The 14547-nt window shown below is 58.0% G+C and carries 14 protein-coding genes; 5 read left to right on the top strand and 9 right to left on the bottom strand.

What is annotated here, in order from left to right:
• Positions 1 to 124: 124 nt before the first annotated feature.
• The 4 genes from ACR1XU_RS08735 to ACR1XU_RS08720 all read left to right on the top strand — a co-directional run bounded on the left by ACR1XU_RS08735 (position 125) and on the right by ACR1XU_RS08720 (position 3237).
• On the top strand, positions 125 to 775 hold the full coding sequence (locus ACR1XU_RS08735; RefSeq protein WP_170613407.1) for a 50S ribosomal protein L25/general stress protein Ctc: 651 nt from the start codon (positions 125 to 127) through the stop codon (positions 773 to 775).
• Positions 776 to 926: 151 nt separating this feature from the next.
• Positions 927 to 1610 carry an aminoacyl-tRNA hydrolase gene (gene pth, locus ACR1XU_RS08730; protein ID WP_170613409.1) on the top strand — a complete coding sequence of 228 codons (684 nt, stop codon included), beginning with the start codon at positions 927 to 929 and terminating at the stop codon, positions 1608 to 1610.
• A gap of 79 nt (positions 1611 to 1689) precedes the next feature.
• Complete coding sequence (locus ACR1XU_RS08725) at positions 1690 to 2853, top strand: serine hydrolase domain-containing protein (RefSeq protein ID WP_480905808.1); 1164 nt, start codon at positions 1690 to 1692, stop codon at positions 2851 to 2853.
• Positions 2854 to 2862: 9 nt separating this feature from the next.
• The gene (locus ACR1XU_RS08720) at positions 2863 to 3237 is read left to right on the top strand and encodes a DUF2237 family protein (protein WP_170613412.1); all 375 of its coding nucleotides are present in this window, start codon (positions 2863 to 2865) and stop codon (positions 3235 to 3237) included.
• 87 nt (positions 3238 to 3324) lie between these two features.
• Here ACR1XU_RS08720 and ACR1XU_RS08715 read toward each other — a convergent pair whose 3' ends face one another.
• The 8 genes from ACR1XU_RS08715 to ACR1XU_RS08680 form a co-directional block, all read right to left on the bottom strand.
• Positions 3325 to 4980 carry an Ig-like domain-containing protein gene (locus ACR1XU_RS08715; RefSeq protein WP_321251383.1) on the bottom strand — a complete coding sequence of 552 codons (1656 nt, stop codon included), beginning with the start codon at positions 4978 to 4980 and terminating at the stop codon, positions 3325 to 3327.
• Positions 4981 to 5486: 506 nt separating this feature from the next.
• The gene (trpB, locus tag ACR1XU_RS08710) at positions 5487 to 6734 is read right to left on the bottom strand and encodes a tryptophan synthase subunit beta (RefSeq protein ID WP_170613418.1); all 1248 of its coding nucleotides are present in this window, start codon (positions 6732 to 6734) and stop codon (positions 5487 to 5489) included.
• A 67-nt stretch (positions 6735 to 6801) separates the two neighbouring features.
• The gene (locus tag ACR1XU_RS08705) at positions 6802 to 7137 is read right to left on the bottom strand and encodes a hypothetical protein (RefSeq protein WP_170678272.1); all 336 of its coding nucleotides are present in this window, start codon (positions 7135 to 7137) and stop codon (positions 6802 to 6804) included.
• Between the two features lie 47 nt (positions 7138 to 7184).
• Entirely contained in the window at positions 7185 to 7829 is a 645-nt protein-coding gene (locus ACR1XU_RS08700) for a phosphoribosylanthranilate isomerase (RefSeq protein ID WP_480905812.1), read from the bottom strand.
• 5 nt (positions 7830 to 7834) lie between these two features.
• Positions 7835 to 8185: a LapA family protein gene (locus ACR1XU_RS08695; protein ID WP_170613423.1), complete on the bottom strand. Its 351-nt coding sequence runs from the start codon at positions 8183 to 8185 to the stop codon at positions 7835 to 7837.
• A 7-nt stretch (positions 8186 to 8192) separates the two neighbouring features.
• Positions 8193 to 8477 (bottom strand): integration host factor subunit beta, encoded by a 285-nt coding sequence (gene ihfB, locus ACR1XU_RS08690; protein WP_037310872.1) that lies wholly within the window; start codon positions 8475 to 8477, stop codon positions 8193 to 8195.
• Positions 8478 to 8749: 272 nt separating this feature from the next.
• Positions 8750 to 10426, bottom strand: coding sequence for a 30S ribosomal protein S1 (rpsA, locus tag ACR1XU_RS08685; RefSeq protein ID WP_170613425.1), 1677 nt, complete (start codon positions 10424 to 10426; stop codon positions 8750 to 8752).
• Between the two features lie 244 nt (positions 10427 to 10670).
• Positions 10671 to 10997, bottom strand: coding sequence for a DUF6525 family protein (locus tag ACR1XU_RS08680; protein ID WP_480905818.1), 327 nt, complete (start codon positions 10995 to 10997; stop codon positions 10671 to 10673).
• Positions 10998 to 11157: 160 nt separating this feature from the next.
• Here ACR1XU_RS08680 and ACR1XU_RS08675 point away from each other — a divergent pair, with 160 nt between their 5' ends.
• Complete coding sequence (locus tag ACR1XU_RS08675; protein ID WP_480905821.1) at positions 11158 to 12636, top strand: sulfatase-like hydrolase/transferase; 1479 nt, start codon at positions 11158 to 11160, stop codon at positions 12634 to 12636.
• 134 nt (positions 12637 to 12770) lie between these two features.
• Here the strand turns inward: ACR1XU_RS08675 and ACR1XU_RS08670 are convergent, their stop codons facing one another.
• Positions 12771 to 14456 (bottom strand): tryptophan halogenase family protein, encoded by a 1686-nt coding sequence (locus tag ACR1XU_RS08670; protein WP_480905824.1) that lies wholly within the window; start codon positions 14454 to 14456, stop codon positions 12771 to 12773.
• Positions 14457 to 14547: the final 91 nt, after the last annotated feature.

The following is a 14547-nucleotide window of genomic DNA, read 5'->3' as shown; positions in this document are numbered from 1 at the left end:
AGAGCCTCGCAAAATGACAATCCGTCAAAAACCCCTTTCCAAACCCAATGAATCAAGCTAAGGACGCGGCTTCACGCGGGCATACAGCCTTGGAGGATGCCCGCCCTAACATTGGAGAATTATCATGGCTGGAGAGATTCCTGATCTCGTAGCTCTGGAACGGACGGGGACAGGCAAGGGCGCCGCTCGTCAGGCACGCCGCGACGGCATGGTTCCGGGCATTGTTTTTGGTGGCGACAAAGAGCCGCTGCCGATCCAGATCCCGTTCAACGTCCTGTTCAAGCGTCTGAAAGCCGGCCGGTTCAAGTCGACCCTGTGGAACCTGAAGGTTGAAGGCCACGAAGACGTCCGTGTCATCTGCCGCGACGTTCAGCGTGACGTCGTCAAAGACCTGCCGACCCACCTGGACCTGATGCGCCTGCGCCGGACCACCAAGATCGCTCTGTTCATTCCGGTTGAGTTCATCAACGAAGAAGAAGCGCCCGGCATCAAGAAGGGCGGCGTTCTGACCGTTGTTCGTCCGGAAGTCGAACTGATGTGCACCGCCGGTGAAATTCCTGAAAAGATCACCGTCGATCTGACCGGTCTGAACATCAACGACGTTGTGACGATTTCGTCGGTTGACCTGCCGGCCGGCACCAAGCCGACCATCGACCGTGACTTCGTGATCGCGAACATTTCGGCTCCGACCGGTCTGACGTCCAGCGACGATGAAGACGGCGAAGAGGGCGAAGTTGCAGCCGACGAAGTCGAAGTAATCGGCGCTGAAGAATAATTTCGGAACCTTTTGGTTCTGGATATGAAACGGGGTTCTTTCAGAGCCCCGTTTTTCTTTTGGCCGGGCGGGACTGGAAAGGCGGTGGCGAACCGTGCGATGAACCTGATACGTATTCAGGTATTGGCCCGCGACATGTAAGGACGAAATGATGAAGCTGTTTGTCGGCCTGGGGAATCCCGGTTCAAAATACTCTGGAAACCGTCACAACATCGGCTTCATGGCACTGGACCGCATCGCCGAGGATCACGGGTTTGGTCCCTGGCGTTCAAAGTTTCAGGCCGAGGTCTGCGAAGGTCGTCTCGGCACGGACAAAATTCTGCTGCTGAAACCGCAAACCTTCATGAACCGATCCGGCCAGTCCGTTGGTGAAGCGATGCGGTTTTACAAGCTCGAGTCGGTTGACGTGACCGTCTTTCATGATGAACTGGACCTGGCCCCCGGAAAGGTGCGGGTCAAGGCCGGCGGTGGTCACGCGGGGCATAACGGGCTGCGATCCATCCACGAACACATCAGTCCTGCCTATGACCGGGTACGGCTAGGGATTGGCCATCCGGGGCGCAAGGAAATGGTCTCGGCCTATGTGCTAAGCGATTTTGCCAAGGCTGACGCCAACTGGCTGGAAGACGTCCTGCGGGGCGTTTCGGACGGGGCCCAATATCTTGCCGAAGGGGAAAGCGGGAAATTCATGAATGCCGTCGCTTTGCGGACGGTGCCTGCGCGGTCGTCAAAAACACCGGAAAGGCCCACACCAAAAGCTGCGACCGACCCTGAGCCTATTCCGGATCCGGATGACCGGTCACCGATGCAAAAGCTGTTGGACAAGTTTCGGTAAATCACCTGCTGCCGCAACGTTCGGATTGCGAAAGGTCCCGGACCTCTTTTCTATTGTGTTGATCAGGTGGAGGGGACGAATGAGAACTGTATTCAGATGGCTGTTGCGCATTGTTCTGGCGCTGGTTTTGGCGGCCGTCGTCGTTGGCCTGTGGAAACGGGAAGAGCTCGAGCGGCTTCTGGCGGTCAATTCCCTGTTCTCGGAAGAGCGGATCGTTCACAATTTCTCGCACATGAGCGACGCCTTTCTGACGGTCGATCTGCCGCGCGGGAGCGGCCCGACATGGGAACTGCCCTATGGACCGGGCTTTGATCTGCCTGAGGGAACCGATCAATGGATCGGGGAGCGCGCTGTGACATCCCTGCTGGTGATGCAGAAAGGCCAGATCCGGTTCGAAGAATACTATCTGGACACCGGCCCGGACGATCAGCGGATATCGTGGTCCGTCGCCAAAAGCTATCTGTCCGCCCTGTTCGGCATTCTGTTGGCCGAGGGGGCAATCGACTCGCTGGACGATCCCGTGGTGAAATATGCGCCCAAACTGGCCGGCAGCGCTTATGACGGCGCCACGATCCGCAATGTCCTGAACATGGCCAGCGGCGTGACATTTGACGAGGACTATCTGGATTACAACTCGGACATCAATCGGATGGGCCGTGTCGTGGCGCTGGGGGGGGAGTTGGACGACTTCGCCGCGTCCCTGAAGGACAGCTTTGCCGCGCCGGGTGACACCTGGCAATATGTATCAATCGACACGCATGTGATAGGTATGGTCATTCGCGGCGCGACCGGGCGCAGTGTTACCGAGCTGTTGACCGAAAGGATCATTCAGCCTTTGGGGCTGGAACGCGATGGGTACTACATCACGGATGGGGCCGGTGTCGCGTTTGTTCTTGGCGGGTTGAACTTTACAACCCGCGACTTTGCCCGGTTCGGACAGATGATACTGCAAGACGGTTCCCGAAGCGGCAAGCAGATTGTTCCCGCCGACTGGATTGCCGAGTCGACATGGCCAAGTGCCCCGACCGAAACCGGCAAGATCGGCTATGGATATCAATGGTGGATCCCCAAAAACGCGCATGAGGGCGAATTTCTGGCGCGCGGTGTCTATGGGCAATACATCTATTTCGATCGGCCGCGGGATGTCCTGATTGTCACCACCGGAGCCGATCGCAAATTCCGCGAACCCGGTGTCAGCGATCAGAATATAGAAATGTTCCGCAAGATCGCCCAAAACCTGTAGGATGCCTCTATGCAAAAACAGGACAGCATCAATGTGCTGGGGGGTGTCCTTGCCCCCTGTTCGCGTGATCCGCTGACCGGGTTCTTCCGGGACGGGGCCTGCAATACCTGCCCCGAAGACCAGGGCAGCCATACGGTTTGTGCTGTTATGACAGCCGAATTCCTCGCCTATTCCAAATATGTCGGAAATGACCTGAGCACCCCACGCCCCGAATTCGATTTCGCGGGCCTCAAGCCCGGCGATAGCTGGTGTCTGTGTGCGGGTCGGTTCCTTCAGGCCCATGACGAGGGCTGCGCCCCGAGGGTTCATCTTGAGGCCACGCATCAACGCGCATTGGACATTGTGCCGCTGGACATCCTGCAGCAGCACAAAGTCGGGTCCTGACCCTTCGTCGGTCTTTAGAATCCGTTTCGGCTTATTTTTTAGAAAAAGAAGTCCCGGACGGATCCGGGGCTTTAAGGAATGTGTCGGTCAGAAGTTGATCTGCCACGTCAGATCGACGCTGTAGCTTTCAAATCCGCTTTCGCCGATGCCGTCGTAAAACACACCTGCCGCAAGCAGGCTGTTGTTCTGCAACCTGTAATCAAGACCCAGATCGACCCTGCCGCGTGTGGTGTCCCCGATCGGGGCGACGCCCGGCACGGTGCCGGTGCCTGATGTGCTGCTCCAGACGCCGGACAGACCGCCCGTCAGAATCATGCTGCCACGTGCGACGGAGATCGGGTGGCTGAAATCCATTCCCAACTGAACGGTCGTCAGGCTGAAATCCTGGGCCGAAATCGGATTGCCCAGACTGTCCGTATAGGCCTCGGCATCATCGCTGACATAGCTCAGATCCAGAAGCGGCATCAGGGTCAGCGCCCCGCGCTGGATTTCGCCTGTGACCCGCGACTGCACCAGCCAGCGGTCACTGTCGAATTTGTCCGAGTATGTGCCCAGAGGCGAAACCTCATTGTCAGCTTTCCCGTAAAGCGCACGTCCTTCGAAATAAATCGGATGCTCGGGCAGTTTCGCCACGACATACGGGCCAACAAACCACCCGGTGCCGTCAATCTCGGACGCGCCGTTTTCTGTTTCGGCATAGTCCAACTGCAGCATCGCACCGACCAACAGGTTCTGATTAACCTGATGGTGCGCCCCGAGAACCGCCAAAGCATAGCTGCTGTCAAAGTCGTCCTGCGAACTCCAGTTGCCTGTAACGTTCAGCCAGATGGGCAAGGTCGGATCGCTGGCAAAGTTCAGGAACCCGGCGCCCTGAGATACGGACGCATCGAATGCCCCCGCGCCGGACTGTTGCAGAAACCGCGTCAGGTTCGGCTGGTTGGAGACCAGGCTGTTCGCGCGGGCATTCTGAAAGGCCTGAATCAAACGCTGCGTGTTTGTTGCGGCCTGCACTGTTGTCACAGTGTTCGACGCCAGATTGAGATTGCCTGCGGCGTCGGTGAAAACTCCGGCCGGAACGGAAAGCTCGATTGTACCGTTGTTCTGCGGGGTCAGCGTAGCAACGTAATCCACACCCGAACCGGTCATGGTCGCGGTTGCGTTCACCACCAAGAGATCACTGGCAACAAAGTCAGTGCTGGGTTCGCTGAGGGTGATTGTCGCGGTAAAGGTGCCGTTCCCGGTCGCAGTCAGCGCCCCGACCGAAGCCGTGGGCTGGGTCGTATCCACCAGCGTCCGGGTGCTGATGATCTGCGTGTTCGTCACACCCGACAGGGCCAGTTCGTATCTGTAAAGCGGCCCACCGGGCGCTTCCTGAGCCGTGAAAATGATCCCCATGTAACCGTCGGCGGCATATGTGCTGTCTGCGCCGTCCTGACTGAGAATGGTTGGGTTCAGCCAACCGAGGTTGGTCAATCCGGCCGGAGTGATGATCGGAGACGGCGTGATCCCGCCACCAAAGTAAATCGCACCGCCCGGTGCCTGGCCGCTGCCGCTGAGGGCGACAAATGCAGTCGTTGCGCCGGGGATGTTGGTAAACTGGACGGAACCGCCATTAGGTGACGCAATGGGTGTATTGAAGAAGGTAGCCCCACCAAAGGCCGCGCCTTCCTTACTGCTGCCGAACAGAACGACTGAAACCAAACAGACAAGGCCAAGCAGCCTGCGAAAAAAGGAGTTAACCATCCCAACCTCCAACAAACCCGATAGGGGCATAACACATGGATATGCGCCTTATGACATGCCATTCCGAACGCGCAACTGAGTTCTGACACCGTCCGGGGCACATTATGATTAGCAACCAGAAGTTGCGAATTGACAGTGAGTTTATTCAAATTCAAAACGCTGTACAGATTCACCAAATCTCAATTATTTCGCGTGTATCGAATTTGCCAGATGCGCCGAATCTGGCGCTTGCGGCGAGGGTCATCCCGGCACCTATTTGACAAATAATTCTGAGGGTTGGAAGAAAAATCCTGGGAAAACACAGCAGCTTTCTAACCAGACCTTACAGGAGGGCTGTTTCGGCACTGCAAGCTAACCCGGTAAAAGCCAGACAATCCGCACCAAAGCGCTTCATTTTCCGCAATTGCGAGACAGTGAAAGCAGTATGGCGACCGGGGCAGGTCCAATGATTCTCGGACCCACCGCCGTGCAACATCTGTCTGGCTTACGCTGACGAAATCAGAGGCTTAGATTGCCTCGCGGCCTTCGGTATCGGACATGTCAAAGTTCAGGTATTTCGCAACCGTCTGAACATCCTTGTCGCCGCGTCCGCACATGTTCATGCAGATCAGGTGATCGTTGGGCAGTTCCGGGGCGATCTTCATCACATGGGCCAGTGCGTGGCTGGGTTCCAGCGCCGGGATGATGCCTTCGGTTGCGCAGCACAGCTGGAACGCTTCCAGCGCCTCCTTGTCCGTGATCGAGACATATTGCGCACGCCCTACCTCGTGCAGCCATGAATGTTCTGGCCCGATGCCTGGGTAGTCCAGACCAGCGGAAATGGAATAGCCTTCAAGAATCTGGCCGTCGTCATCCTGCAGCAGATAGGTTCGGTTGCCATGCAAAACGCCCGGACGACCACCGGTCAGCGAGGCGCAATGCTCCATCTTTTCGTTCACGCCTTTACCGCCCGCCTCGACGCCGATGATATTCACGGACTTGTCGTCGAGGAATGGGTAGAACAGGCCCATCGCGTTCGACCCACCACCGATGGCGGCGATGATCGTATCGGGCAGACGGCCTTCGGCCTTCATCATCTGTTCCTTGGCTTCCTTGCCGATGATCGACTGAAAATCGCGCACCATCGCCGGGTACGGGTGCGGACCAGCAACCGTTCCAATGCAGTAGAACGTATCGCGCACATTGGTCACCCAGTCGCGCAGCGCGTCGTTCATTGCATCTTTCAGTGTCCCGCGACCCGAAGTCACAGGGATCACCTCGGCCCCCAGCAGGCGCATGCGGAACACGTTCGGGGCCTGACGCTGCACGTCATGGGCCCCCATGTAGACCACGCACTTCAATCCGAACTTGGCGCAGACGGTGGCGGTGGCCACGCCGTGCTGCCCTGCCCCGGTTTCCGCGATGATCCGGGTCTTGCCCATGCGCCGCGCCAGAATGATCTGGCCCAGCACGTTGTTGATCTTATGCGCGCCGGTGTGGTTCAGCTCGTCACGCTTCAGGTATATCTTTGCACCACCCAGATGTTCGGTCAGGCGTTCCGCGAAGTACAGCGGCGACGGGCGGCCAACATAGTTGGCCCACAGATCGTCCATCTCGGCCCAGAAGGTCGCATCGTCCTTGGCCTTCTCATATTCCTCTTCCAGCGACAGGATCAGGGGCATCAGCGTTTCGCTGACGAACCGTCCGCCGAAGATGCCGAAACGGCCCTGTTCGTCGGGGCCGGACATGAAGGAATTGAAAAGATCGTTGGCCATGGGTGTCTCCCTCGTCGTACCCGTTGTTCATAGGAGGTGGCGGCGGGATTTGCCATGGCAAAACGTATCATTCAGCCGCATGAACATGCTGAGACCAAACCCGCAGAGCCTGGTCCCTGCTTGGCACGGCAATACAGTTGAAATGATGGAACTCATGCACCTCCGCCAACCGGGAGGCCGCCTGCACAACGCGCCGATGCGGACCGGACTGGGCGAATGTCAGCATGGCCTCGGCGTCGTGCCAGACGCTCAGCGAAAAATACAGGCCCTGATGTGGGAACAGTTCCACTCGCAGGCACAGCGGATCGTCACGGGCTTGCAAATAAGCCTGGCGCGCGCGCCAGAAAAACTCGGGCGCGTGATACCAGTTTCTCAGGGCAACTCCACCGATTGCGGCCAGCATCCATTCATACTCCTTAACAGGAGATACGCGATGGCGGCCCGATCAGATCACCGGGTGGCTTCGATAAAGGCGTTGATCAGGCCCGAATCCTTGATCCCCGGAGCACTTTCAACACCTGAGGCGACATCTACCTGTCGTGCTCCCGTCATCCGAATGGCCTCGGCCACGTTTTCCGGGTTCAAACCGCCGGCCAGCATCCATGGCTTACGCCAGTATTTGCGCCCAGCCAGCAACCGCCAGTCAAACGCCAGCCCGTTGCCGCCCGGCAAGACCGCGTTCTTGGGTGCTTTGGCATCAATCAGAAGCTGGTCCGCGACGTCGCTGTAGATGTCGATTGCGGCCAGATCTTCGGCATCTGCCACACCGATGACCTTCATCACCGGCAAGCCGTACCGTTCCTTGACCTCGCGCACACGCTCGGCGCTTTCGCTGCCGTGCAATTGCAACATATCGAAGGGCGCGGCCTGAGTGATACTGTCCAGCAGATCGTCCAAGGGGTTCACGACCAGGGCCACCTTGGCCACGCCAACCGGCACGTCAGCCATCAACGCAGCCGCCTGTTCGGGCGTGACATATCTGGGCGACTTGGGAAAGAAGTTGAATCCCAGGTATCGTGCACCAGCATCTACGGCCGCGCGCACCTGAGCCGGGGCGGTCAAGCCGCAGATTTTCACACTAATTTCAGTAGACATGCCGCTTAGCTGGCCTCGTCCAGCAGAGCCAGAACCTCATCCTGACCTTGATTCTGCTTTTTCTTGAGCTTCTTGACCTCACGCTCAAGTTTGCGCACTTCGCCTTTGCTGGCCGTCGCGTCGCGGCGGTGCTTGTGCTCGCGCAGCCACTCCCAAAGAAAGCCTATGACCAGCCCGGCTACCACGCCCCCAAGGACAACTAGGAACAGCGGCAACGAGGTGCTGAGGTTGAAGCCAGCCAGCTCGGACAAGGCATCCGGCATAAGCTTGAGTTCAACCATTTCGCGATTGGCTAGCGAAATCGAGATCAGGGTGATCCCGAGGACCGCAAGAAAAGCATATCGAATGTAGCGCATCATAAGGTCAGGCTTTACCGTTCAAACGATCCCTTAGCAACTTGCCTGTCTTGAAAAACGGTACACATTTTTCCTCGACCTGCACGGTCTCACCGGTTCTGGGATTGCGGCCGACGCGTGCATCCCGCTGTTTGACAGAAAAAGCGCCAAATCCGCGCAGTTCGACCCGGTCGCCGCGGGCCATAGCATCGGTCACTTCCTCGAAAACGGTATTCACGATCCGTTCAACGTCACGCTGATAAAGATGCGGGTTCTCGTCGGCGATTTTCTGAATCAATTCTGAACGGATCATAGGCATTACCCTCCCAGGCGACCGGATTACCATGTCTATTGTTTTGGACAGTATAAGAAAAAACGCGGAACGGGGGAACGCAAACTCCGCGTGCCGAGGCATCATTTTGCCATATTCTCACGCAATTTTTTGCCTGCGAGCCTGATTCCGGGCTCCAAAGAACGCCTGTTGCCCGAGTTGGGCCTGGAAATCAGAACATATTGATTCGCAACAAAAACGGCCCCGCACTGACGTGCGGGGCGGAAATTCGACTGCTTCGAACAGCCTGAGGTTTAGTCGCCGGATTTCAGCGCTGCACCCAGGATATCGCCCAGCGATGCGCCCGAGTCGGAGGAACCGTACTGTTCCACGGCCTCTTTCTCTTCGGCAATCTCGCGTGCTTTGATCGACAGGCCCAGACGGCGAGTCTTGCTGTCGACGTTGGTGACGCGGACGTCGACCTTGTCACCGGTCGAGAAACGCTCGGGGCGCTGCTCGGCACGGTCACGCGACAGATCCGAACGGCGGATGAAGGACTTCATGCCCTCATATTCCACCTCGATGCCGCCATCTTCGATCGCGGTGACTTCAACGGTGATGACCGAGCCACGCTTCACGCCGCCCACGGCTTCGGCGAACTTGTCACCGCCCAGGGCTTTGATCGACAGCGAGATACGCTCTTTTTCCACGTCAACTTCCGAAACGACGGCCGAAACCATGTCGCCTTTGCGGTAGTTCTGGATCGCATCCTCGCCACGCTCGTCCCAGGACAGGTCGCTGAGGTGAACCATGCCGTCGATGTCGCCTTCGAGGCCAATGAACAGACCGAATTCGGTGATGTTCTTGACTTCGCCTTCGACCTCGGTGCCCTCGGGGTGTGTTTCTGCAAACACTTCCCATGGGTTGCGCTGAGTCTGCTTCAGGCCCAGAGACACGCGACGCTTGGCGCCGTCGATTTCCAGAACCATGACGTCGACTTCCTGGCTGGTCGAAACGATCTTGCCGGGGTGGACGTTTTTCTTGGTCCAGGACATCTCGGACACGTGCACCAGACCTTCGACACCAGCTTCCAGCTCGACGAACGCGCCGTAGTCGGTGATGTTGGTGACGCGACCCTGATGGACCGAGCCCAGCGGGTACTTGGCAGCAACCAGATCCCACGGATCTTCCTGCAGCTGCTTCATGCCCAGGCTGATGCGGTGGGTCTCTTTGTTGATCTTGATGACCTGAACCTTGATGGTTTCGCCGATCGTCAGGATCTCGGACGGGTGGTTCACACGGCGCCATGCCATGTCGGTGACGTGCAGCAGGCCGTCAACGCCGCCCAGGTCAACAAATGCACCGTATTCGGTGATGTTCTTGACGACACCCTCGACGGTCTGACCTTCGGACAGGTTGCCGATAACCTCGGCGCGCTGTTCGGCACGCGATTCTTCCAGGATAGCGCGGCGCGAGACAACGATGTTGCCACGGCGGCGGTCCATTTTCAGAATCTGGAACGGCTGCTTCAGACCCATCAGCGGGCCGGCGTCGCGCACGGGGCGAACGTCAACCTGCGAGCCGGGCAGGAACGCAACTGCGCCACCCAGATCGACGGTGAAGCCACCTTTGACGCGACCGAAGATTGCACCTTCGACGCGCTGGTCGTCGGCATATGCTTTTTCCAGACGGTCCCATGCCTCTTCACGGCGGGCCATCTCGCGCGAGATCACGGCTTCGCCACGGGCGTTTTCTGCGGCACGCAGGTATACTTCGACCTCGTCACCAACAGCGATTTCAGGAGCTTCGCCGGGATTTGCGAATTCTTTCAGATCAACGCGGCCTTCCATTTTGTAGCCGACGTCGATGATGGCCTGACCGGCTTCAATCGCCAGAATCTTGCCTTTGACAACAGAACCCTCTTCGGGCGTGTCCATTTCGAAGCTTTCATTAAGGAGGGCTTCGAATTCCTCCATGGATGCGTTAGCCATGTGGCGTTGTTTTCCTTTACATACGTTTTTGCTGGCCGAGCGGTTGTCTCCGCCGGTCTTGTTTCGTAATGCCTGATCGCGTGATCCGGGGCGCATCCGATTACACAAACACAAAGGGCCGAGGTGACCCGGCCCTGCTCAGATACGTCATCCGGACGTTGACCGCCCTTGTTCAGACAGCGCGCGTATAGGCGGATTTGCTGACCGGCGCAAGTGGAAAGCCCATATTTCCAAGGTAAATGGCCTATTGGGCGCGATCCTGCTGCTCCGGCTGATCGAATTTTGGCTTCCAGATCCGGGCGTCCCGCTTCAGCATTGCCCTTTCAATTGCATCCAGCCGGGTTTTCGCCGCTTCCGGATTATGGGTTCCGCCTGCACGAATCCAGATTCGTTTTGCGGACGCCGGGCTCCACGGAAGGCAGGCGGCTGCAAGCCATTGACGCAATTCAGGCGGCAGCGCGTCGTAAGCCCGCATTGGTGAACCGCCTCTTATCCTGCGATGGAGACTGGTGTTTTGATTTCGCCGCCTGTGCCTGCCCCGGCTGACACCCCCAGAGGAAGTCGCGCCCATAATTCCGCCTTTGCTCGAAAATTGTACGATATGTTATGACATTACATTTCGTACAGAAGGACGCAACTGCGCAGATGGCCCCAAATCACTTTCCCGGAATGTCGCAATCAAACCTGCGACCAGGCCCGACCCGACGGTATGAAGTGAGGCGGAGGACCCCATGACTCAGCAAAATACGAATTTTCTTGTCATCATTTCGGACGAACATCGCAAGGATGCCATGGGTTGCGCAGGGCACCCGATCGTGAAAACTCCGCATCTGGATGCGCTGGCCGCACGGGGCACGATGTTCCGGGCCGCCTACACGCCGTCGCCAATGTGTGTCCCGACCCGCGCAGCGCTGGCCACAGGTGAATGGGTGCACCGCACCGGCAATTGGGACAGCGCCTCGCCCTACGCTGGAGAGCCTCGCAGCTGGATGCGGCAGCTGCGCGACGCCGGGCGCGAAGTGGTTTCCATCGGCAAACTTCATTTTCGGTCGGCCGACGATGACAACGGGTTTTCGGAAGAAATCATTCCAATGCACGTGGTCGGCGGCGTCGGATGGCCCGTCGGTCTGCTACGGGAAAACCCACCGCCTTACGATTCAGCCGCTGAACTGGCAGGCGACGTAGGTGCCGGCAGCAGCACCTATACCGAATACGACAGGGGCGTCACAAACGCCGCCGAGGCTTGGCTGGCGGATCCCAAGCGCCGCGAGCAGCCCTGGGCCGCCTTTGTTTCGCTGGTCAGCCCGCATTACCCGCTGACCTGCCCTGAGGAATGGTACAACCTTTACGACCCCGCCGACATGGACCTGCCGGTCGGTTACGGCGAAGGCCTGCCTGACCATGAAGAGCTGCGCAATATCGCCGCCTTCTTCAACTACGAGGACTATTTCGATGAACGGAAGATGCGCGAAGCAAAGGTTGCCTATTACGGCCTGACCTCGTTCATGGATCACTGCGTCGGCCGCGTGGTTGCCGCGCTGGATGCCAGCGGACAATTGGACAATACCGTTATCCTATATGTGTCGGACCATGGCGACATGATGGGGGATCAGGGATTCTGGACCAAGATGGTCATGTACGAAGCCAGCGCCGGTGTGCCTATGATTGCTGCCGGTCCCGGAATTCCCGCAGGCCGCACCGTTTCGACCTGCACAAACCTGACCGATATAGCCGCCACCGCGCGCGAGGTCTGTGGTGTTGCCGACGATGAAGGGAACGCCGGCCAGCCCGGCCTGTCGCTGCGTACCATCGCCAATGCGCCAGACGACCCGAACCGTACCGGTTTCAGCGAGTACCATGATGGCGGTTCAAAAACCGGCAGTTTCATGGTGCGCTGGGGCCGCTGGAAATATGTCCACTACGTTGGTCAACCACCGCAGTTATTCGATCTGGAAACCGACCCGCACGAACTGGTGAACCGCGCGGTGGATCGGGTAAACGACCCCGACGTTGCCGCCGCGCTGGTTGAGGGTGCGCGCCGCTTGCGCGAAATCTGCGATCCGGAAGAAGTCAACGCCCGTGCTTTTGCCGATCAGCGCCGCAAGATCGAAGCGCTGGGAGGGGAAGACGCTTGCCGCACGGCCTTCGTCTTCAACCACACGCCGACGCCGACCGAACAGGACGAGATGCGCGAGGGATCCGCGCTATAGCGTCAGATCACTTCGCTCGGCGGCTCCGATAATGGCGGTCCTAATAACACCCGAGTGACCGCAACAGGGGCAGAGTTTCGAAGCTCTGCCCCTGATAAGTTCTTCCAACCCCTCTTTCTGAGAGGCGGGGAATTTTAGAACAGCTGCAAATCCTTCGCGCCGCTTTGGATTTCGGCAAAATTGGGCATGTTGTGGATCACCGCCGGAGCCGGGACGGCACCCGGCATGGCCACTGTGGGTTTCATTGCAGCCGCCTTTCCAAAGGCTGGTCTCTCCAGTTCTCCCCGGATATCGCGCAGCAGCGTTTTGTGATCCGGCATCGTTTTGAGGATCTGTGCAAGGTGCCCCTTCGCGCCCTTCCACCACTGGAACCAAATCGGTCGGTTCAACGGTCGCAGCCGATCACGGATGCCCTCACCATAGCCCGTATCATAGACCTGCTTGCCCAAAAGAACCGTCTGATAGACCCGGTGGTCAAACAGCGTTGCAAACTCGACATCGTGCTGCATCGGAAGCCGGTGCTGCCACAATTCCAGGTTCTCGGCCAACCGATCCGGTACTTTCATCTCGGTGCGTGCATCGATCCAGTATTGGTCGTCCGTGCGGTTGCCCAGTTGGTAATGCAGACAGATGAATTCCAGAACTTCGCCATAAAGCTTGTCCATCTGCCGGTTATATCTGGCGCGCAAGGACGGCTCCATGTCACGTGTGGGCAGGTGTTCGGCGAACCAGCGCACTGCATGATCAATCATATGGATCGCGGTACTTTCCAATGGCTCAATAAAACCACCGGACAGACCGATCGCCACACAGTTCTTGACCCAGGCGTTGCGCACACGACCGATGCGCATGGGGATCACGCGTGGCGTCGCCCCCTTGCCGCTGTCCCCTAGCCATTCGAGGTATTCATCCGCCGCTTGATCATCCGTGCGGTGTGCCGACGAGAACACATAACCGGTGCCCACACGGTTATAAAGCGGCACCCGCCATGTCCACCCTGCGCCCAGTGCGGTAGACCGCGTAACGCTTTCGATCTTTTCGGGGTTGGGATGCTCGATCTGCAACGCCATGGCACGGTCGTTTGGCAGATAATCCGAATAATCCATAAACGGCTCGCCAAGTGCCTTGTTGATGATCAACCCGCGAAAACCGGTACAATCGACGACCATCTCGACGTCATGGCGGCCTTTGCGGTCCAACATCAGGTGGCTGACATTGCCCTGTTCATCCAGCTCTACTGACTGCACTTCATCCTGGATATGCTCCACACCACGCTTGGTGCAGACCTTGGTCAGCATGCCTGCAAACTTTACGGCATCCAGATGATACGCATAGCCAAAGCGCTGTTCAAATTCCGGCTGACCCAGTTGCCGTGCGCCTTTACACAATCGGGCCAGATCATCGTGTGGCGAGATTGATTGCGTAAAGTCCCGATCCCCGTTGCCAAAGCGCAGGAAATATTCGGCGGCCTCCAACCCCTCCAGCATCTGACCATGGGCAAAAGGGTTCACGTAGTCGATGCGATTGCCCTTGGAGTCCTTGTTCCAGTTGCAGAATTTCACACCCAGCTTGAACGATGCGTTGGTCTCGCGGAAAAAATCCCGCTCTGATATGCCTGCCTGCCGGAGCGTGACGGGCATGCGCGGAACCGTGGCTTCGCCAACACCAACGGTGGCGATATTCGGGCTTTCGATCAGGCAGATACGCGGGCGATCCTTGGGTGCTGACGTGCGTGAAAGCACCATTTCCAGAACCAAGGCGGTCATCCAACCAGCCGTACCACCACCTACGATGGTGATTTTACTTAAACGATTATTCATGTATTTCTGTCCCTGTTGGCTTGGGGGATTTTTTGGCTGCCTGCCCTTTTTTGTTTTTGGGCTTGTGTGGCAGCCTTCCCTTTTCGCTACG

Source organism: Ruegeria sp. D1(2025), from assembly GCF_056536425.1.
This window is presented reverse-complemented; position numbering and strand designations above follow the sequence as displayed.